Genomic DNA, 19,910 nt, shown 5'->3' on the forward strand with positions numbered 1-19,910 from the left:
GTGCAGGGCAGTGGGTGGTCAGGACACGCGTGGGTACAGGGCAGCGGGTGGTCAGGACACGCGCGAGTGTGGGGCGGTGGGTGGTCGGGACGTGCGCGGGTGTGGGGCGCCGATGGATCGCACGTCGTCGTCGCCCTCGTTCGTCGCACGGTCACGACCTGTCGTGCGTAGGACGTCGACCGGTCAGGAATGGTCGGCTGTAGTTGCTCCGGACGACAGTTTGTGACCGGCCGGGAGAACTGAGCGGGGTGTCTCGACTGGTGGGGCGGGCGAGACCGGCGGCGCGCCCGGACGTTGCGAGAGTGAGCGCTCACGTGCCAGGATGTGAGCGCTCACGGAGGACGACGGAGTTCTGGAGGAACGCATGGGCGACGACCCCACCCAGCAGGTCGCGAACGGCCGCACGACACTCGGGATCGAGCTCGGCTCCACCCGCATCAAGGCATGCCTGGTGGACGAGGACCTCGTGCCCATCGCCGCCGGCTCCCACGAGTGGGAGAACGAGTTCGTCGACGGCCGCTGGACCTACTCGCTCGACGCCGTCGAGACCGGCCTCCGGGCCGCGTACGCCGCGCTCGTCGCCGACGTCGAAGCGCAGTTCGGCGTGCGTCCGACCACGTTCCGCGCGGTCGGCGTGAGCGCGATGATGCACGGCTACCTGGCGTTCGACGCCGCGGGTGACCTGCTCGTGCCGTTCCGGACCTGGCGGAACACCTCGACCGGGCCCGCAGCCGAACAGCTCAGTGAGGCACTGGCCTTCAACGTGCCACTCCGCTGGTCGATCGCACACCTGTACCAGGCGGTCCTCGACGAGGAACCGCACGTGGCCGAGGTCGCGGGCATCACGACGCTCGCGGGCTACGTGCACCGACGACTCACCGGACGCAACGTGCTCGGCGTCGGGGATGCCTCTGGTGTGTTCCCGATCGAGGGCGGTCCCGTCGACAGCGGCCCTGGAGACCCGGGCGCGAAGGACTTCGACCATGCCATGCTCGCCACCGCGCAGGACCTGATCGGCGTGCCGGACCTGCGGTCCCTGCTGCCCGAGGTCCTCGTCGCCGGTGCCGAAGCCGGTGAGCTGACCCCCGAGGGCGCCGCGTGGCTCGACCCCACCGGCACGCTCGAACCGGGCGCGCCGCTCTGCCCGCCCGAGGGTGACGCCGGCACCGGCATGGTCGCGACGAACGCCGTCGCACCCCGCACCGGCAACGTCAGCGTCGGCACGAGCATCTTCGCGATGGTGGTCCTCGAGCACCCGCTCAGCACCCCCCACGAGGAACTCGACGTCGTGACCACCCCGGCGGGCGACGCCGTGGCGATGGTGCACTGCAACAACGGCGCGAGCGAGATCGCGAGCTGGGCGAAGGTCTTCGGACGGTTCGCCGAAGCGGCCGGGCAGCCGCTCGACGTCGACACCGTCTACGCGACACTGCTCACCGAATCGATCGCGGACAGCACCGACCCCGACGCCGGCGGCCTGCTCTCGTTCAACTACCTGGCCGGTGAACCGGTCACCCACGTCGAGGACGGCCGGCCCCTGCTGCTCCGCACCCCCGGCGCTCGCTTCACGCTCGGCAACCTGGTGCGCTCCGAGGTGCACGGCGCCTTCGCGACCCTGGCGATCGGCATGGACGTGCTGCACGGCGAGCAGGTGCACGTCGACCGGATGACCGCGCACGGCGGGCTCTTCCGCACGCCGGGTGCCCCGCAGCGACTGCTCGCCGCGGCTCTGCGGGTGCCGATCGCCCTCGAGGAGACCGCGGGCGAGGGCGGGGCCTGGGGCATCGCCGTCCTGGCCGCCTACCTCGAGCACACCGACCAACAGCTCGCCGACTTCCTGTCGGACACCGTGTTCGGCGGGGACGCCGTGCACGTGGCCGAGCCCGAGCCGGCCGACGTCGACGGCTTCCAGACCTACCTGGGCCGCTACCGGGCCGCACTGCCCGTGCAGGACGTGGCGGCGGCGGCGACCCGCCCCAGCGCGACCACGCGCCCGACCGAGCAGACCGACGGCGCCGACCCGCGCCTCCAGACAGAGGAAGTGACCCGATGACGGACGCGATCGACGAGACCACGCGCCAGGCGGTGGCGAGGACGCGGGAACGCATCGCCCGCCTGCACGGCGAACTCGTCCGCTACGGCCTGGTGATCTGGACCGGCGGCAACGTCTCCGAGCGTGTGCCCGGCACCGACCTGTTCGTGATCAAGCCGAGCGGCGTCTCGAGCGACGACCTGACGCCGGAGAACCAGGTCGTCTGCACCCTCGACGGCGAGCCGGCCGACGGTTGGGGCAACGCGCACGGGCCGTCCTCCGACACCGCCGCGCACGCCCACGTGTACCGGAACATGCCCGAGGTCGGCGGTGTCGTGCACACCCACTCGACGTACGCGACGGCGTGGGCCGCACGAGCGGAACCCATCCCGTGCGTGATCACCGCGATGGCGGACGAGTTCGGCGGGCCGATCCCCGTCGGGCCGTTCGCGATCATCGGCGACGACTCCATCGGCCACGGCATCGTCGAGACGCTGACCGGCCACCGATCCCGCGCGGTCCTCATGCAGAACCACGGCGTCTTCACCATCGGCAAGGACGCGAAGGACGCCGTCAAGGCCGCCGTGATGTGCGAGGACGTCGCCCGCACCGTGCACATCGCGAAGCAGGGCGGGGACGTGGTCCCGATCGCGCAAGCAGACATCGATCGACTCTTCGATCGCTACCAGAACGTCTACGGACAGAACCCCGAAGGAGCCATGCGATGACGCAGGACACCCCGACGCACGACACCACCGTCGACCCCCAGGCCACTCTCGACGGCTACGAGGTCTGGTTCCTCACCGGCTCCCAGGGGCTGTACGGCGAGGAGACGCTGCGCCAGGTCGAGGAACAGAGCAAGGCCGTGCACGCCGAGCTGGCCGGCGCCCTGCCGGTCAAGCTGGTCTGGAAGCCGGTCCTGAAGGACGCCGACGGCATCCGGCGCGCCCTGATCGAGGCCAGCGCCGACGACAAGGTCATCGGCGTCACCACCTGGATGCACACCTTCAGCCCCGCGAAGATGTGGATCGGCGGCCTGCAGGCGCTGACGAAGCCGCTGCTGCACCTGCACACGCAGGCGAACGTCACGCTGCCGTGGGCGGACATCGACTTCGACTTCATGAACCTCAACCAGGCAGCGCACGGCGACCGTGAGTTCGGCTACGCCCTGGCGCGCCTCGGCGTCCGGCACGCCACCGCGGTGGGCCACGTCTCGGACCCCTGGGTGCAGCAGCGCGTGTCGAACTGGACCCGCGCCGCAGCCGGCGCCGCAGCAGTCCGTGAGCTGAAGCTCACCCGCTTCGGCGACAACATGCGCTACGTCGCCGTCACCGAGGGCGACAAGACCGAGGCGGAGATCGAGCTCGGCGTGCAGGTGAACACCTGGGCGGTGAACGAGCTGGCAGCGGCCGTGTCCGCCGCGTCGGACCACGAGATCGACGCGCTGCTCGCCACCTACGACGCGTCCTACGACCTCGTACCGGAACTCCAAGAGGGGGGCGAACGCAGGAGCGCGCTCCGCGACGGCGCCGCCATCGAGATCGGCCTCCGCACCCTGCTCGCGCAGAACGGGTCCGCCGCCTTCACGACCAACTTCGAGGACCTCGGCTCGCTCAAGCAGCTGCCCGGCCTCGCGGTCCAGCGCCTGATGGCGGACGGCTACGGCTTCGGCGCCGAGGGCGACTGGAAGACGGCCGTCCTGGTCCGTGCGATGAACGTCGCCGGCGCCGGACTGCCCGGTGGCGCGAGCCTGATGGAGGACTACACCTACGACCTCACGCCCGGAGCCGAGAAGATCCTCGGTGCCCACATGCTCGAGGTCTCGCCCACGCTCACCACCACGAAGCCGACGCTGGAGATCCACCCGCTCGGCATCGGCGGCAAGGACGACCCGGTCCGCCTGGTCTTCACCGCCGACTCCGGCGAGGCCGTGGTGGTCGCGCTCTCCGACACCCGCGACGGCTTCCGCTTGACGGCGAACGTCGTCGACGTCGTGCCGCCGACCGAAGCACTGCCGAAGCTCCCCGTCGGCCGTGCCGTCTGGGAGCCGCGCCCGTCGTTCCCCGTCGCCGCCGAGGCCTGGCTCACCGCGGGCGCCGCCCACCACACCGTGATGACGACGGCCGTCGGTCTGCAGGTGGTCGAGGACCTCGCCACCATGGTCGGCACCGAGTTCCTGGTCATCGACGAGCACACCACCGCCCGCGGCTTCCGTGACGAGCTGCGTCTCCAGCAGACGTGGCACCGTCTCGACCGCGGCTTCTGAGGGACGCGGACCGTACGATGAGCGACGTGATCGCAGAGCAGCGCACGCGGACGAACTGGGCGGGCAACGTCACCTACCGGGCGTCCGGTCTGGCGCGTCCGACGTCGGTGGCCGCGTTGCAGGAACTGGTCGCGTCGACCCCGCGCCTGACGGCGCTCGGCTCACGGCACTCCTTCAACACGATCGCCGACACCGACGCCGTGCAGGTGTCGTTGCAGGACCTGCCACCGGTGCTCGACATCGACACGTCGCGTCGTGTGGTCCGCGTGGCCGCCGGCATGACGCACAGTCAGGTCGCGGCCGGTCTGGAGGCCCGTGGCTGGGCACTCGGGAACCTCGCGTCCCTGCCGCACATCTCCACGGCCGGGGCCGTCGCCACGGGCACGCACGGCTCCGGCGTCCGCAACCCGTCGCTCGCGCAGGCGGTGGTCGGGCTCGACGTCGTCCGCGCTTCCGGCGCGATCGAGCACGTCGATGCGTCCTCGCCGGACGGGGCCCTCGACGCCCACCGGGTGGCCATCGGCGCGCTCGGGGTCGTCACCACGGTGGAGCTCGCGATCGAGCCGACGTTCGAGGTCGCCACGACGGTGCACCTCGACCTGCCGTGGGACGCGGTGTCCGCCCACTTCGACCAGGTCATGTCCGACGCCTACTCGGTGTCGATGTTCACCTCGTTCGACGACCGCGGTGCCCGGCAGGTCTGGGTGAAGCACCGCGTGGACGACCCCTCGCCCACCGTCGACCTCGTCGGCCTCGGAGCGCGGCCAGCCACCGGCCCCGTGCACCCGGGGGAGAACGACCCCGCCGGCGTCACCGAGCAGGGCGGCGTCCCCGGGCCGTGGGCCGAGCGGCTGCCGCACTTCCGGTCCTCGTTCACGCCGTCGACCGGTGCCGAGATCCAGGCCGAGTACTTGATCCCGGCAGCGTCGGCAGTGTCCGCGCTCGAGGCCCTCCGTCCGCTCGAGTCGGTGTTCGCGCCGATCCTCATCGCCGCCGAGATCCGCACGATCGCACCCGACACCGCCTGGCTCGCGCCGTCGTCCGGTCGGCAGTCGGTCGGCATCCACTTCACCTTCCGCCGGGACGCCGCTGCCGTGGCGGCCGCGGTGACGCGGATCGAGGAAGCGCTCGCGCCCTTCGACCCGCGGCCGCACTGGGGCAAGGTGTCCGGCGTGAGCGTCGAGCGGCTGCACGAGGCGTACCCGCGGCTGTCGGACTTCGCTGCGGTCGCCCGCGATGTCGACCCCACGGGCCGGTTCCGCAACGCGTACCTGGCGCGCGTCCTGTCCTGACGGGGCGTGCCGCGTGGCACCACGACTGGGGCGTGCGCGTGACGACACCGGCTCCGTAGCCTCCTCGGAGGCAACGGAGGGGAGCACAGTGACGCTGCCGATCGCCGGGTGGTACCCGGACCCGCAAGACTCGAACCGCACACGGTGGTGGGACGGAGCACGTTGGGGAGCACTCGCACCCCAACCTGCTGTAGCTGTCCCCGCGCCACAGTGGGAGCCGGCACCGCGCCCGCCCGCGCCGTCGGAGTACCGCGCGGCCGTCACCGAGCAACCGCTCCGAGGGCGGAAGGCCCGGATCGCCAAGGACCGGGCGACCCGTGCAGCGAATCCGTTCGGGTACGCCGGGCTGGTCCTCGCGCTGCTCGGGTTCATCGTCAACGTGTTCGCGATCCCCGGGATCCTGGGGATCGTCTTCGGCGCGATCGGTCTGGCACGCGCCGGGCAGCTCACCGGGCAACGGATCACCGGGTTCGGAGTATCACTCGCAGCGGTCATCCTCGGGCTGGCGGCGTCGGCTGCCTTCGTCGTGCGAGCGGCACAGCTGCTCGCGTGACGACAGGTGTCCCGCACCGTTGAGCGCGATGCGGGACACCCGGGTCCTCAGTCCCTGCGGGACAGGTCGATCAGGAGCCTGACCACGGTCACGAGCAAGCTCGCGATCCCCAGCCAGGGCACCCGACGCCTGGACCGATCATCGGTGTCGTTCGACATCGGTGACCTCCTGGTGTCGTCGCCGGCTGACACGAGGAGCTTCGACCAAGGGATGCGTCGCCGAGCGTGCTCGGCTACCATCGGTTCCGAGCGTTGGACTCGGGATGGTTGGTTCATCCCTTGGCTTTCCACTCGGAAGGCAAATCGAAGCCCGGAACTGTTGTCGCAGTCCCGGGCTTCGTGCTTTCGCCCGGATCGCGCTCCGGCGGTGGCGCGACCGGGTCAAGCCTACGACGAACTGTCCGGTGACATTCCGGTCGTTGCTCACAGCGGTTTCCCGCCGGATGTGCGGGCGACCCGCCGGTTCGTCGCTGGGAGCGCACATGTGCATCCACAAAGGTCGGGGGATGGCGAACTTCAACCGCATCCTCGGCATGGCCTCGAAGGTCATCGACAAGCAGCTCCAGAAGCGTGGGCAGGGGGACGGTGCGCCCGGCAACGGAGCGCAGCGCGCTGGCGGGACCGACTGGCGTGACGTCGTCCGCGGTGCAGCGGACCGGCTGACGGGCGACGACCGGAGCCAGCAGCAGCGGCCCCAGCAGCAGTACGGCCAGCAGCAGCAGCACGGGCAGGCACCCCGGCAGCAGTACGAGCAGGCACCCCGGCAGCAGTACGGCCAGCCGCAGCCGCACGGTCCGGCCGACTCGGACAAGGTCGCACTCGCGAAGTACGACTACCTGCTCCGCACCTCGTCACCGGACCAGCTCGAGCAGGTCCACCACGACGCCTTCGCCCGCCTCACCCCGGCGCAGCGGCAGCAGGTGCGCAACCGCCTGAACTCCGAACTCCCGCCGCACGAGCACCTGCGCGACGACTCGGCGGGCGGCATGGCGCGCGCGATGACCCGCGGCGAGGTCCGCCGTCCGGGCCTGATCCGCCGCGTCCTCGGCGGCTCGAGCAACGGCAACGGCAACGGCCGCGGGCGTGGTGGTGCCTTCGCCGGCGGTGCCGCGGTCGGCGCCGGCGCGATGGCGCTCGGCGGCATCGGTGTCGCGGTCGCCGGGGGAGCGGTGCTGAGCGCCGCAGCCGGGCCCGTGCTCGCCGAGGCCGCGAACCTCGGCGTCGACTTCGACGGCATCGCCTCGGGCATCGGCGACCTCGGACTGGCCGACCTCGGTGCCGACCTCGGCGGCGGCTTCGAGGGGATCGCGGGCGAGGGCGAGCAGCTCCTCGGCGGCCTCGGCGAGCAGGCGTCGGGCCTCGGCGAGCAGGCCTCGAACCTGGGCAACGACTTCCTCGGGGGCCTGTTCGACCGCTGACCCACGCCCCTCGGGTGGACTCGGTGCAGATCCATCGGGAATAGACGGACGTCGCACGGGACTTGGATTGTTTCGTCGTACGACGTCTGTCGCACGTGTGATTCGGACGGGCGACCGCCGCGGTGTCAGGATGGACGCCGCCCGGCGACCCGGTCCGTGCAACCACAGCGGCTGCAGCACGGTCGCCACCACCCTTCCCACGAGGAGCACCACCGTCATGAGACGCCCGAACCGCTTGACGATCACCGCGGCCGTCGCCGCAGCAGCAGCCCTGGTCCTGACCGGCTGCTCGGGTGGGAGCTCGTCCGACGACGGTGACGGCACGGCCAAGGGCGGCACGCTCAACATCCTGACGACGGCCACCGCGGTGCACCTCGACCCGGCGACGAGCCAGAACCTGAACATCACCACCTTGGGTCTGGTGCTCCGCCGGCTGACGGCGTGGGACGTCGAGCCCGGCAAGGCCGCCAAGGTCGTGCCGGACCTGGCGACGAACACCGGCGACTCGAGCGACGGCGGCAAGACCTGGACGTACCACCTGAAGGACGGGCTGAAGTTCCAGGACGGCACGCCGATCACCACGAAGGACATCAAGTGGGGCATCGAGCGCTCGTTCGCGCCGACCCTGACCGGTGGCCTGAGCTACCACAAGTCGCTCCTGGTCGGTGGCGAGGACTACAAGGGCCCGTTCGACGGCAAGACCCTCGACAGTATCGAGACGCCTGACGACTCGACCATCGTCTTCAAGCTCAACGCCGCGTACGGCGACTGGCCGTGGCTCGTGTCGATGCCGGCGTTCGCTCCGGTTCCCGACGGCGACGGCACGGACACGGGTGCGTACGACAGCAAGCCGGTCGCGTCCGGGCCGTACCAGGTGCAGTCGAACACCCAGGGCTCGCAGATCACCCTCGTCCGGAACAAGGAGTGGAGCGCGAAGACCGACGACGTCCGCACCGCCGGCCCGTCGAAGGTCGTGTTCAAGGAGAGCCAGGATCCGTCGACCGTCACGCAGACGCTGATCGCCGACAACGGTGACGCGAAGGACTCCTTCGGCGCGAGCTACCTCGGCGCAGCCGAGCTGAACCAGGTGCGGAGCAACCCCGCCGCCCAGGACCGCCTCGCCACGTCGAAGGCCGGCCCGATCAACTACATGGCGATCAACACCCAGAAGGGATCGCTCAAGGACCTCAAGGTCCGTCAGGCCCTGCAGTACGCCGTCGACAAGAAGTCGTACCGGATCGCTGCGGGCGGCGCGCTCGCCGGTTCGTACGCCACGACCCTCATCACCCCGGGCATCGCGGGCCGCGAGGACCACGACCTGTACAAGCCCGGCGCGAACGGTGACGTCGCGAAGGCGAAGCAGCTCCTCAAGGACGCGGGCGTGTCCGACCTCAAGCTGACCCTGGCGACCCAGAACGACCCGACCTACCTCGCCCAGGCGCAGGCGCTGCAGTCCGGCCTCAAGCGCGCCGGCATCACCGTCACGCTGAAGCCGCTCGACGCGGACTCGTTCTACACCGCGACGACCGACGGCACCGACTTCGACCTGGCGCTGTTCAGCTGGCAGCCGGACTTCCCGAGCGCGAACGCCAACATCCAGCCGCTCTACGACTCGTCGCAGATCGGTGGCGGCGGCTACAACGTCTCGAAGTACAGCAACCCCGAGGTCGACGCGCTGATCAAGAAGGCCAGCGCCACCGTCGACCAGCAGGACGCGCAGAAGCTGTGGGTCGAAGCGGACAAGAAGATCATGGCCGACGCGCCGATCGTCCCGCTGACCTACGCGAAGCAGTCGTTCCTGGCCGGTTCGAACGTGCAGAACTTCCAGATCGCGGACTTCCCGGCGTACCCGAACTACCTCAAGGTCTCGCTCGCGAAGTGAGTTCGCCGCTGCTCGAGGTCGAGGGGCTCCACGTCGCGTTCGGCGACGCGGAGCCCGTCGTCCGTGACGTCTCCTTCACCCTGACCCCCGGTCGTGTGCTCGCCCTCGTGGGGGAGTCCGGCTCCGGCAAGTCCGTCAGCGCCATGAGCGTGCTCGGCCTGCTGCCGCCCGAGGCGCGGGTCTCCGGCAGCGTCCGGTTCCGTGGCGAGGAGCTCGTCGGCGCCTCCGACGACACGCTCCGTGCCGTTCGCGGCGCCGGCATCGGCGTCGTGTTCCAGGAACCGATGAACTCGTTCACGCCGGTGCTGTCCATCGGCACGCAGGTCGCCGAGGCGATCCGGGCGCACCCGACGGACCTCGACCGTGCAGCGGTCTCCGCGCGCGTCGACGAGCTGCTGCGTGCCGCAGGCCTCACCGACCCCGAGCGGATCCGCAAGGCCTACCCGCACGAACTGTCCGGCGGGCAGTTGCAGCGCGCCATGATCGCGATGGCCCTGGCCGGGGACCCGGTCGCGCTGATCGCCGACGAGCCGACGACCGCGCTGGACGTCACGGTGCAGGCCGGGATCCTCGACCTGCTCCGCCGACTCGGTCGCGAGCGCTCCTTGGCCGTCCTGCTCATCACGCACGACATGGGTGTGGTGGCGGACGTCGCGGACGAACTCCTGGTGATGCGCCGCGGCGACCCCGTCGAGCACGGCACGGTCGCCGAGGTCTTCGCGCACCCGTCCGCCGACTACACGCGCGAGCTCCTCGCCGCCGTGCCATCCCTGGAGGCCCGTCCCGCTTCCGCCACGCCGGCTGCGGACCCCGAGACTCGGCCTGGACGACAGGACGCGGCCCCCGGGACGCACGCCGTGTCGTCGAACGCGAGTTTCGGTCCGACCGAAGCGAGTCTCGCGGAGGCGAGTCGCGCCTCCCGGATGCCGGTCGCGCAGCTGCGCGACGTCGCCGTGCGGTACTCGCGCCGCGGCGGACCGACCGTGTCGGGCATCGACCTGGACCTGCGCGCCGGCGAGACCGTCGGGCTGGTCGGGGAGTCCGGGTCCGGCAAGTCGACCATCGGACGTGCGCTGGCGGGCCTGGTGCCCGTCGTCGAGGGCTCGGTCGAGGTCGACGGCAGCGACCTGCGGACCGCCAGGGGCCGACGGCTCCGCGAGCTCCGCAGCCGCGTCGGCATCGTCTTCCAGGACCCGGCGTCGTCGCTCAACCCGCGGCAGACCATCGGCTGGAGCACCGCCGAGCCGTTGCTCGTGCACGGGACGGCCTCGGCGGCCGATCGTGCGGAACGCGTCCGTGAACTGCTGACCGCCGTGCAGCTCGACCCGTCGTGGGCCGAGCGGTTCCCGCACCAGCTCTCCGGCGGGCAGCGCCAGCGCGTCGCCGTCGCGCGGGCCTTGGCGCTCCGTCCGGCGCTCGTCATCGCCGACGAGCCCACATCGGCACTCGACGTGACCGTGCAGGCGGCCGTGCTCGACCTGCTCGCGCAGCTGCAGGACGAGTTCGGGTTCGGCATGCTCCTCATCAGCCACGACCTCGCGGTCGTCCGGCAGCTCGCTGACGAGGTCGTCGTCCTGCACCACGGTCGCGTGGTCGAGCGAGGGACCACGGACGCCGTGCTCGACGACCCGCAGCAGGACTACACGCGCATGCTGCTCGCAGCGGCGCCCGTCGCCGATCCCGTGCGACAGGCGGCCCGCCGCGAAGCCTGGCGCGCCTGGGAAGGAGTGGCCTCGTGACCGCCAACGTCGTCGAGCGCCCCGTGGCCTCGTCCGGACGCACCACCGGCTTCCGCGCCGTGGTGCGCCGCATCCGGCAGGACCGATGGGCCGTGACCTCGGCCGTCGTCATCGTCGTGTTCCTCGTGGTCGCCGTCGCGGCGCCGCTCATCAGTGCCGTCACCGGGCAGGACCCGTACGGGTACGACATCGACGCGCTCAACTCGTTCGGGGCGCCGAAGGGCTTCGGCGGGGGGATCAGCGCCGAGCACTGGTTCGGCGTCGAGCCGCTGACGGGTCGCGACCTGTTCGCGATCGTGACGTACGGTGCCCGGACGTCGCTCGGCATCGGACTCGCCGCGACCTTCCTGTCGATCGTCATCGGGGTGCTCGTCGGCGTCACCACCGGCTTCTTCGGCGGCTGGTACGACCGCGTGCTCTCCCGGGTGGTCGACGTGATCTTCGGCTTCCCGTCGCTCGTCTTCATGATCGCCCTGACCGCGATCGTGCCGACGTCGTTCCCGAAGCCCGTCCTGGTCGTGCTCGTCATCGGGTTCTTCGGCTGGCCGTCCGTCGCCCGCGTGGTCCGCGGCCAGACACTGTCGCTCGTCAGTCGGAACTACGTCGTCGCCTCCACGGCGATGGGCGCTGGCCGGTGGCACGTCATCCGCACCCAGCTGCTGCCGAACCTGGCGGCGACGATCACCGTCTACGCGACGATCTCGATCCCGTCGATGATCGGCGCCGAAGCCGCGCTGTCGTTCCTGGCGGTCGGCGTGACCCCGCCGACGCCCTCGTGGGGCCGCAGCATCGGCGACGCCGTCGGTTGGGTGCAGACCGACCCGATGTACCTCGTGTTCCCCGGAGTGGCACTGTTCCTCATCACCCTCGCGTTCAACGTGCTCGGCGACGCCCTGCGTGACGCCCTCGACCCGAGAGGAGCACGCCGATGAGCACCTTCCGCTTCATCGCGATCCGAGTCCTCGGTGCAGCCGTCGTGCTGCTCGTCGTCGCCGCGATCACCTACGCACTGTTCATGCTGCTGCCGACGAACCCCGCGCGGGCGATCTGCGACAAGCCCTGCACGCCGGACCGGCTGCGTGAGGTGCAGGCGTTCCTGGGCACCGACAAGCCGTGGCTGGCGCAGTTCGGCGCCTACCTGGCGGGGATCTTCACCGGCCGCACGTTCGGCAGCGGCGCATCCGTGATCACCTGCGCCGCACCGTGCTTCGGGTACTCGTTCCAGCTGCACGAGAGCGTCACCGACCTGATCCTGTCCCGGCTGCCCGTCACCGCGTCGATCGCCGTCGGCGCCGCCGTGCTGTGGCTCGTCGCCGGGGTGTTCGGCGGAGCGGTCTCGGCGCTCCGTCGCGGCACGTTCGTCGACCGGGCCGTGATGACCGTCGCGGTCGCCGGGGTCTCGTCGCCGGCGTACCTGATCGGGTTGCTCGGCATCCTGCTGTTCGGGTTCGTGCTCGGGGTCCTGCCGACGAGCGGGTACGTCGCGTTCACCGACGACCCGGTCGGGTGGTTCACCCACCTGATCCTGCCGTGGTGCGTGCTCGCGTTCATCAGCGCCGCGATCTACGCGCGCCTGACCCGTGGCGAGATGCTCGAGTCGATGTCGCAGGACTTCGTCCGGACCGCTCGGGCCAAGGGCCTGCGCGAGCGCCAGGTCGTCGTGCGGCACGGACTGCGCACCGCGATCCTGCCGGTGGTGACGCTGTTCGGGCTCGACCTCGGGTCGCTGCTCGGCGGTGCGGTCATCACCGAGAAGGTGTTCTCGATGCAGGGCCTCGGCGCGCTGCTCATCGACGCCGTGCACACCCTCGACCTGCAGGTCGTCGTCGGCTTCACGTTGTTCTCGGCGCTGTTGATCGTCACGGCGAACGTGATCGTCGACGTGGTCTACGCGTTCGTCGACCCGCGGGTGCGGCGCCGGGCGTAGCTCAGGTGGCGTCCCACCAGCGCAGCACGCGGGTGCCGTGGAGCGTGAGCCACTTCGACGGCTCGCCCTCGGGGACGTCGACCTCGAACCACTGCCGACCCGGCGGCCGCGTTCCCTGGGTCCACGTCCCGTCGTCGTTCCTGGCGGCACGGACGACCTCGATCGCCTCGGCCGCCCGGGCGTCCGGCGCGGTACCGTCCTGCAGCGCAGCAACCCGCAGGTGGTCGGTGACCCGGAGCGCCGAGTAGATCCAGCGCAGCGGGTACGCGAACCGGGTCGCCCACGGCCCGACGAGCTCGCCGTCGTGCTTCCGGAACAGCAGCCGTCGTTCGAGCAGGTACTCGGTGCCGCGGAGTCGAGCCGCTCGGAGTTCCGCCGCGCGGGGGTGGGTGCCGCCGGTCAGCTGCTCGTGCTGCAGGAGCCCCTCGATCACGTTGAGGGTCGAGTGGAACGACGACACCGTCGACCCCTCGATCCACTCGCAGTTCCAGCCGCCGTCGTCGAGCTGGTGGTCGAGGAACCAGTCCGCCAGCTGCCCGACGTCGGCACCGAGCCAGGCGCCGTTCGCCAGGGTGAAGGCGTTGATGCAGCAGTCGACCTCGCCGCTCCAGTAGGGCAGGTCCTCGTACTCCCAGCGGCTGTTCGTCGCGAGCCGGGCGGCCGTGTCCCCGAGGACCGCGGAGTCGAGCCCCCAGTCGCGCAGGGCGTTCAGCGACCAGGTCGTCGCCGTGTAGGGCTGCCCGGGCTCGCCCGCCTCGGGACCGTCGAAGTCGAAGTCCGCCGGGAAGTACGCGCCGCCGGCCCACTGCCCGTCAGGGTCCTGGTGTGCGAGCATCGCCGCCCCGAGGCCCTCGGTCGCGACCCGTGCCCGGGTCTGCTGCCACACCGACGGCGGCGCACCGGTCAGGTCACGCTCGACCTGCCACCGGACCGCCGGGTCCGAGTCGAGCAGCCACTCGACCACCGCGTCGTCGCTCATGGCGCGGAGGCTACGCCGTGCGGCGCACGCGCGGTGGATCAGAAGTAGGTGATGCCGTGCGGGGTCCGAGGGGGCAGGAGCATCGCGCGCAGCAGCTCGATCGACGCGGTGTCCGCAGCGCGGACCAGGCCGGCGGCCGCCAGGGTGACGGGCGAGACCGACCCGATGAGCAGGGCACCGAGCTCTGCCACGTCGAGCTGGACGTCGGAACCGGCCGCGTCGGCGTCGTCGGCGATGCGGGTGACGCTGCCACGGGCCTCCTGGACGTCCAGCCGGTACGTGCCGGTCGTGTGGCCGAGCGCATCGGTGACCGCGAGTGTCAGCGAGCCGTCGACGGCGAACGGCCGCGACTCGAGCACCGCGGCCACGTCGAGGACGCGCAGCCAGACGTGGTCCTCTTCGTGATCGACGTCGTAGGCACGGTTGTCGCCGAGGGCCGCGACGATCGGGTCATCGAGCCGCGAGCGGTTGTACTTCACGACGTCGTTCAGGTCGATCGACAGCAGGAACTCCCACAGCGCCGTGTACGCCTGGTCGTTCGCGTAGACCAGGTCGACGATCTCGAGTGCGGTGTCGGAACCCCGGTCCTCCTTGACACGCCAGGTGACGTAGCCGTCGACCTCGTCGGAGCCGTCGGCACGGTGCACCGCCGCACGGACGTCCTTCGCCTTCTGGCCGTCGTTGCCGAGCAGCCCGAAGACGATCGGCCAGGTGCCGGCGTTGCGGACCATCGAGCCGGGCGTGCGGGTGTGGAAGCGCTCGAAGACCGTCTTGCCGGGGCCGTCGGCGAGCCACTGCGGCGTGACGACGGACACCGAGCCCGACGTCGGGGCGAGGAGGGGGAGTGCGCGTTCGCGACGCACGCGCACCGCGCGCTCGCGGATCGCGCTGCCGAAGCCGAAGCGGCGGTAGATCGTGCCCTCGGATGCGGTCAGCGACGCCACGGCGTAGCCCTCGGCGACACCGCGCTCGAGCGCGTGCGTCATCATGCGGCGCAGGATGCCGCGGCGACGCTCGGTGGGCCGGACCGTGACCGCGGAGATGGCCTGCGTGTCGACGGACGACCCGTCGCCCCAGCTCAGCGCCTTGCGGAACCACGTGAAGGTGCCTGCGGGCCAGGTCTCGTCGACGGAACCGGGGAAGGGCTTCCGGACGTAGACGCCCAGGAAGGTCTCCTCGTCGGCGATGAAGTGGGACGCCATGCGCGCTGCACCTTCGGCGTCTGGATCGGCTTCGTGGAAGCCGAGGCCGACGGCCTGCATCCACGATCCGGTCTCGGCGTTCGGTGCCCCCTCGTCATCCGTCCCGGGCGCGAACTCGCGCAGCTCGTAGCGGTCGTCGAATGCCTCGTTGCTCACGCTCACGACCCTATCGGGACCGGGTGACGTCACGGCGTGGTGCGACGAGCCTCCTGCGCGACGACCTCGTCGAGGTCCGCCAGCGACCGCATCTGCTGCAGCGGACGGGCCATCCGGTGGTTGTCGCGGAGCGCCGGTTCGACGCGCGACAGGAACGCCCAGTACCCGGCCGTGAACGGGCACGCGTCGTCGCCGACCCGCTTCGTCGGGTCGAACCGGCAGCCCCCGCAGTGGTCCGACATCCGGTCGATGTAGCGACCGCCCGACGTGTACGGCTTCGTGGCGACCATGCCGCCGTCGGCGTGCTGGGACATGCCGATGATGTTCGCCGGCATCACCCAGTCGGTGCCGTCGACGAACACGTCGGTGAACCACTCGGTCAGGTGCACCGGGTCGTAGCCGCGCTGCAGTGCCCAGTTGCCGAGCACCATGAGGCGCTGGATGTGGTGCAGCCAGCCGTGGTCGTGCAGGCCCTCGATCGCGGTCCGCACGCAGACGGCGTCGATCTCCGACGCGTCGAGTTCCCGCCACCAGTCGGGGAGTCGTCCGTGCGCGCCGAGGGCGTTCTCCGATGCGCCGTAGTCGTCGCCGAACCACCAGTAGAGGTGCCAGACGTAGTCGCGCCACCCAGCGACCTGGCGGACGAAGCCCTCGACGCTGGCGAGCGGGGCGGCCTCGGTGCGGTGCGCTTCGAGGGCGGCGTCGATCGCCTGCCGCGGATCGAGCACCCCGAGGTTCATCGGCACGCTGAGGAGCGAGTGCGCCATCGTCCAGTCGTTCGTCAACGTGGCGTCCTCGAACGGCCCGAAGTCGCCGAGGCGCACCGCGACGAAGTCGTCGAGCGCACGCTGGGCCTCGTCCGCCGTCACCGCGAACCGCCGGGTGTCGTCCCGGCCGACGAACCGGGCGGTGCCGTCCCGCTCCCACCGGTCCAGGTCGTGCCGCACCTGGTCGTCGACGTCGTCCTCGTCCGGCCACCAGGGCTCGGGCAGCCCGAGGATCGTCGCGCCCTTCGGCGGCGGCTGACGGTTCTGGTCGTCGAGGCTGAACTTCCCACCGATCGGCTTGCCGTCGCGCAGCAGCCAGCCCTCACGGCGCCGGACACGCTCGTAGTGGTCCTCCATGCGGAACCGACCCGTGCCCTGCGCCGCCCACTCCGCGAACTCGTCCTCGTCGGTCACGAACCCGCGGCTCGGAAGGATCACGGTGCCCCGGCCCCAGTGCCGGATCTGCGCGCGGAGGGTACGGGACGGTGGATCGATCGCCTCGAGGTCGTCGCGGCCGGTCAACGCCTCGCGGAGGGTGTCGACCTGGACGTGCTCGGCACGGTCACCGAGTTCGTGGACGCGGTGGCGCAGGGCACTCAACCAGAGGTGGGCCTTCGCCCGGTGGACGGGGCGAGCGTTGAAGAACTCGCGTGCCTCGACGACGAGCGCGGGACCGCCGTCGTCGAACAGGGGGCCGTACTGGCCGGGGAGGACCAGGCGACGACGTTCGGAGGGCATGGGTGGACCGTACCCAGCGAGTGGGGTGGAGCTGTCAGTCAGGGGCGTTCGTCGACGAGGGCGATGAACCGGCTGCCGATGCCCTCGACCTCACGCCGGGTGAGCCCCGCAGTCGGTTCCGGCGCCTGGTACGGCTCGTGGTAGTCGCACATCAGGTAGTCCCACTCGGGCCACCACTTCTTCGGCCGTGCTTCTTCCGCGAACGCGCAGACGACGCACTCGAGACGGACCCAGACCTTCTTGGCGCCCGTGCGGTTCGCTCGGGACTGCACGAGCCACGCGGGCGGATCCTGTTCGATCGCGTCGAGTTCGGCTTCGCTGAGACGCGAGGGGATTCCGTGGTGGGTCGCCATCTCGAGGGTGATGTCGAGTCGAACGGCGGCGTCGCGTCGGGAGAGCATCCGACAAGATTAGGTTCTGTCGGGGCTCAGTTCCGTCGGCGATGGGGACGAGCCCGGTCGCGCGACAGTTCCGCTCTGCGGCATCTGCCACAAGCGGAGCCCGATGTGCGGGTGTGAGCTCGTAGACTCCTCGTGATGGCTGGGATCACCGTGGCGTCGCGGACTCGGCGAGGGCGCCGTACAGGCCGTGGCATTGCGGCGGACAGCACGCGGTGGGACGTGCAGGGGCTCCGCGCGTTCGCGGTCCTCGCCGTGCTGCTGTACCACCTGTGGCCGACGAGGCTTCCCGGCGGTTTCATCGGTGTCGATGTCTTCTTCGTGATCTCGGGCTTCCTGATCACCGGGCACCTGCTCCGCGAGGTCTCCGCGACCGGCCGGATCGCTCTCGCCGGGTTCTGGGCTCGTCGTGCGAAACGACTGCTCCCCGGCGCCTTCCTCACGCTCGTCGCCACTGGGGTCGCGGTCCTCCTCTGGGTGCCGAGCGCGCTCTGGGGGCAGTACGGCCGGGAGCTCATCGCCTCGGCCGTCTACGTCCAGAACTGGCAGCTCGCGGCCGATTCGGTGGACTACCTCGCCGAGGGCAACGGCGCGTCCCCGTTCCAGCATTTCTGGTCACTGTCGGTCGAGGAGCAGTTCTACATCGCGCTGCCCCTGCTGCTGCTCGGGGTCCTGTGGTTCGCGCACCGCGCACGCCGAGCACAAGCCGACCCGGTCGTCGTGACCCGCGTCGTGCTCGGCGTCGTCGTGGTGCTCTCGCTGACGTGGAGCATCGTGCAGACCGGGACCGCGTCCGGGATTGCCTACTTCTCGACGGCGACGCGAGCGTGGGAGTTCGCACTCGGCGGACTCGCCGCGACGATTCCCCTGGGCGTGCCGCGGTCGAGTGGGACGCGGACGACCCGGGCGATCGTTGCCTGGGTCGGTGCCGGCGGGCTGGTCGTCTCGCTGTTCGCCATCACCGCTGCGACGCCGTTCCCGGGCATCGCGGCGGTGCTGCCGGTCGTGTCCGCGACGCTGGTCGTGCTTCTCGGTTCGCATTCGGGACTCGAGTTGGTCGGTCATGTCGCCCCTGTCCGTTTCACCGGTCGGATCTCGTACGCCGTCTACCTCTGGCACTGGCCCGCGATCGTCCTCCTGCCGATCGTCACGCGCCACGAAGCGACCACGCTGGACAAGGTCGTGATCGTCGTCGGTGCGCTGACCCTCGGCGCGGCCACCACCCTGCTCGTCGAGGAGCCGCTCCGGTTCTCCGCGCGCGTCCGGCGCCTCCGACCCCGCCGGGTTGCGGTCTACGGGGTGCTGAGCACCCTGGTCGTGGTGGCGCTGGGCGCGACCTCGCTCACGGCCCTCCACGTCCAGCAGGTCCGGACAGCGCTGCTGGCGGAGCGCCTCGGCTCCGGCAACGTCGCGTGCTTCGGAGCCGCGGCGGAGATCGCTTCGGCCGACCCGTGCGTGAACCCAGCCCTCGCCGACGTCCGCGTGCCGTCCGCAGCGAACGCGGTCGCCGACGACGCCAACCGATCAGCCTGCTGGTCGAACGACTCGAGCACGTTCCGAGTGTGTTCCCTCGGTCCGACCACCGGGTACTCGAAGCACCTCATCGCGATCGGTGACTCGCACAACAACGTGCTGGTGGACGCCTACGCGCGGATCGCGGAGCAGCGCAACTGGCGCATCGACGTCGCCGGTCACCAGAGCTGCTACCTGACGACTGCCGAGCAGCAGGCGGGGTCCAGACGCCAGGTCAACGCGTGCACCGGCTGGAAGCAGAACGCCATGGACCACCTCCGGTCACACCCCGACCTGGACGGCGTGATCGTGACGCACTCGAGCGGTAACGGCCCGGTCGTGGTGCCGGAGGGGAGCACGGACGAGCAGACGGTCGTCGACGGACTCGTCACAGGATGGAGCGCCGCCGCCGAAGCCGGTATCCCGATCATCGCGCTCCGCGACAACCCTGCAGCACGCCCCGATGTCGTTGCGTGCGTCGGTCAGATGTCGGGACCGACCACCCCAGCCTGCGACTCTTCGCGTGCCGACGCCCTCGCACGGTTCGACGGATCCGCGGAGGCCGTCGACCGCGTGCACGGCGCTGCCCGTCTCGTCGACCTCACGGACTCGTACTGCACCGACACGGTCTGCCCCGCCGTGATCGGCGGCGTACTCGTCTACCGCGACCAGACACACCTGACGAACACGTTCGCGACGACACTCGCGCCGTACCTCGGCGACGAGATCGACGCCGCGTTGACGGCGATGCGATCTTGATCGGAACCGCCGGCGGAGGAAGCCCCGTTCTTGCCGACGGCTTGCCCCTGAGCGTCAACGGCGCTTCGCAATGGTTGCACCCGCGATCGGTCGCACCTACGCTGCCCGCATGTGGTGGTGGATCGGAACCGGCGTGGTCCTGGCTGTGCTCCTCGTGCTGTGGTTCGTCATGCACCGGTACACCAACTTCGGCTCTCGGGCGGCGCGGTACGAGGGGAGCGACCCCGAAGTCGCTGAAGCCCTTCGGCAGGCTGAGTCCGACATCGCGCGGGGGCGCATGTACTTCTGAGG

Annotated in this window: 16 protein-coding genes; 12 read left to right on the plus strand and 4 right to left on the minus strand. The window is 70.8% G+C overall.

Annotated features, from left to right (window positions below):
• The first annotated feature begins 364 nt into the window (after positions 1 to 364).
• The 10 genes from EDF53_RS01570 (at position 365) to EDF53_RS01615 (ending at position 13,108) form a co-directional block, all read left to right on the plus strand.
• A complete protein-coding gene (locus tag EDF53_RS01570; protein WP_123291932.1) occupies positions 365 to 2,053 on the plus strand; it encodes a xylulokinase in 1,689 nt (562 codons plus the stop codon).
• Entirely contained in the window at positions 2,050 to 2,760 is a 711-nt protein-coding gene (locus EDF53_RS01575) for an L-ribulose-5-phosphate 4-epimerase (RefSeq protein WP_123291933.1), read from the plus strand. Before EDF53_RS01570 ends, EDF53_RS01575 begins: the two co-directional genes overlap by 4 nt.
• A complete protein-coding gene (gene araA / locus EDF53_RS01580) occupies positions 2,757 to 4,298 on the plus strand; it encodes an L-arabinose isomerase (protein ID WP_123291934.1) in 1,542 nt (513 codons plus the stop codon). Before EDF53_RS01575 ends, araA begins: the two co-directional genes overlap by 4 nt.
• Before the next feature lie 26 nt (positions 4,299 to 4,324).
• The gene (locus EDF53_RS01585) at positions 4,325 to 5,590 is read left to right on the plus strand and encodes a D-arabinono-1,4-lactone oxidase (RefSeq protein ID WP_311316828.1); all 1,266 of its coding nucleotides are present in this window, start codon (positions 4,325 to 4,327) and stop codon (positions 5,588 to 5,590) included.
• 88 nt (positions 5,591 to 5,678) lie between these two features.
• Entirely contained in the window at positions 5,679 to 6,143 is a 465-nt protein-coding gene (locus EDF53_RS01590; protein ID WP_123938488.1) for a DUF2510 domain-containing protein, read from the plus strand.
• Between the two features lie 505 nt (positions 6,144 to 6,648).
• A complete protein-coding gene (locus EDF53_RS01595; protein ID WP_260215162.1) occupies positions 6,649 to 7,560 on the plus strand; it encodes a cation-transporting ATPase in 912 nt (303 codons plus the stop codon).
• A 217-nt stretch (positions 7,561 to 7,777) separates the two neighbouring features.
• The gene (locus EDF53_RS01600) at positions 7,778 to 9,442 is read left to right on the plus strand and encodes an ABC transporter substrate-binding protein (protein WP_185020896.1); all 1,665 of its coding nucleotides are present in this window, start codon (positions 7,778 to 7,780) and stop codon (positions 9,440 to 9,442) included.
• Positions 9,439 to 11,181: an ABC transporter ATP-binding protein gene (locus EDF53_RS01605; protein WP_123291938.1), complete on the plus strand. Its 1,743-nt coding sequence runs from the start codon at positions 9,439 to 9,441 to the stop codon at positions 11,179 to 11,181. Before EDF53_RS01600 ends, EDF53_RS01605 begins: the two co-directional genes overlap by 4 nt.
• A complete protein-coding gene (locus tag EDF53_RS01610) occupies positions 11,178 to 12,113 on the plus strand; it encodes an ABC transporter permease (protein WP_123291939.1) in 936 nt (311 codons plus the stop codon). The genes EDF53_RS01605 and EDF53_RS01610 overlap by 4 nt, the downstream gene beginning before the upstream one ends.
• On the plus strand, positions 12,110 to 13,108 hold the full coding sequence (locus EDF53_RS01615) for an ABC transporter permease (RefSeq protein ID WP_123291940.1): 999 nt from the start codon (positions 12,110 to 12,112) through the stop codon (positions 13,106 to 13,108). Before EDF53_RS01610 ends, EDF53_RS01615 begins: the two co-directional genes overlap by 4 nt.
• 1 nt (position 13,109) lies before the next feature.
• On the opposite strand, the gene EDF53_RS01620 is transcribed toward EDF53_RS01615, so the two are convergent.
• From EDF53_RS01620 to EDF53_RS01635, 4 genes are read right to left on the minus strand one after another with little or no spacing between them, the layout of a single operon-like run.
• Entirely contained in the window at positions 13,110 to 14,087 is a 978-nt protein-coding gene (locus EDF53_RS01620) for a squalene cyclase (protein WP_123291941.1), read from the minus strand.
• A 38-nt stretch (positions 14,088 to 14,125) separates the two neighbouring features.
• Positions 14,126 to 15,445: a GNAT family N-acetyltransferase gene (locus tag EDF53_RS01625; RefSeq protein WP_148058245.1), complete on the minus strand. Its 1,320-nt coding sequence runs from the start codon at positions 15,443 to 15,445 to the stop codon at positions 14,126 to 14,128.
• Positions 15,446 to 15,474: 29 nt separating this feature from the next.
• Complete coding sequence (locus EDF53_RS01630) at positions 15,475 to 16,950, minus strand: cryptochrome/photolyase family protein (protein WP_123291943.1); 1,476 nt, start codon at positions 16,948 to 16,950, stop codon at positions 15,475 to 15,477.
• A gap of 38 nt (positions 16,951 to 16,988) precedes the next feature.
• Positions 16,989 to 17,351 carry a hypothetical protein gene (locus tag EDF53_RS01635; protein WP_123291944.1) on the minus strand — a complete coding sequence of 121 codons (363 nt, stop codon included), beginning with the start codon at positions 17,349 to 17,351 and terminating at the stop codon, positions 16,989 to 16,991.
• A gap of 219 nt (positions 17,352 to 17,570) precedes the next feature.
• On the opposite strand from EDF53_RS01635, the gene EDF53_RS01640 reads away from it, so the two are divergent.
• Positions 17,571 to 19,619 (plus strand): acyltransferase family protein, encoded by a 2,049-nt coding sequence (locus EDF53_RS01640; RefSeq protein WP_185020897.1) that lies wholly within the window; start codon positions 17,571 to 17,573, stop codon positions 19,617 to 19,619.
• A 109-nt stretch (positions 19,620 to 19,728) separates the two neighbouring features.
• Positions 19,729 to 19,908 (plus strand): hypothetical protein, encoded by a 180-nt coding sequence (locus tag EDF53_RS01645; protein ID WP_131845817.1) that lies wholly within the window; start codon positions 19,729 to 19,731, stop codon positions 19,906 to 19,908.
• Positions 19,909 to 19,910 lie beyond the last annotated feature (2 nt).

This window comes from Curtobacterium sp. PhB78 (assembly GCF_003751685.1).
Classification (GTDB): domain Bacteria; phylum Actinomycetota; class Actinomycetes; order Actinomycetales; family Microbacteriaceae; genus Curtobacterium.

Coding starts and splice junctions, on each gene's coding strand:
- EDF53_RS01635 (WP_123291944.1), bottom strand. CDS start 17,351: ATGCTCTCCCGACGCGACGCCGCCGTTCGACTCGACATCACCCTCGAG.
- araA (WP_123291934.1), top strand. CDS start 2,757: ATGACGCAGGACACCCCGACGCACGACACCACCGTCGACCCCCAGGCC.
- EDF53_RS01645 (WP_131845817.1), top strand. CDS start 19,729: ATGTGGTGGTGGATCGGAACCGGCGTGGTCCTGGCTGTGCTCCTCGTG.
- EDF53_RS01600 (WP_185020896.1), top strand. CDS start 7,778: ATGAGACGCCCGAACCGCTTGACGATCACCGCGGCCGTCGCCGCAGCA.
- EDF53_RS01620 (WP_123291941.1), bottom strand. CDS start 14,087: ATGAGCGACGACGCGGTGGTCGAGTGGCTGCTCGACTCGGACCCGGCG.
- EDF53_RS01575 (WP_123291933.1), top strand. CDS start 2,050: ATGACGGACGCGATCGACGAGACCACGCGCCAGGCGGTGGCGAGGACG.
- EDF53_RS01570 (WP_123291932.1), top strand. CDS start 365: ATGGGCGACGACCCCACCCAGCAGGTCGCGAACGGCCGCACGACACTC.
- EDF53_RS01615 (WP_123291940.1), top strand. CDS start 12,110: ATGAGCACCTTCCGCTTCATCGCGATCCGAGTCCTCGGTGCAGCCGTC.
- EDF53_RS01595 (WP_260215162.1), top strand. CDS start 6,649: ATGGCGAACTTCAACCGCATCCTCGGCATGGCCTCGAAGGTCATCGAC.
- EDF53_RS01630 (WP_123291943.1), bottom strand. CDS start 16,950: ATGCCCTCCGAACGTCGTCGCCTGGTCCTCCCCGGCCAGTACGGCCCC.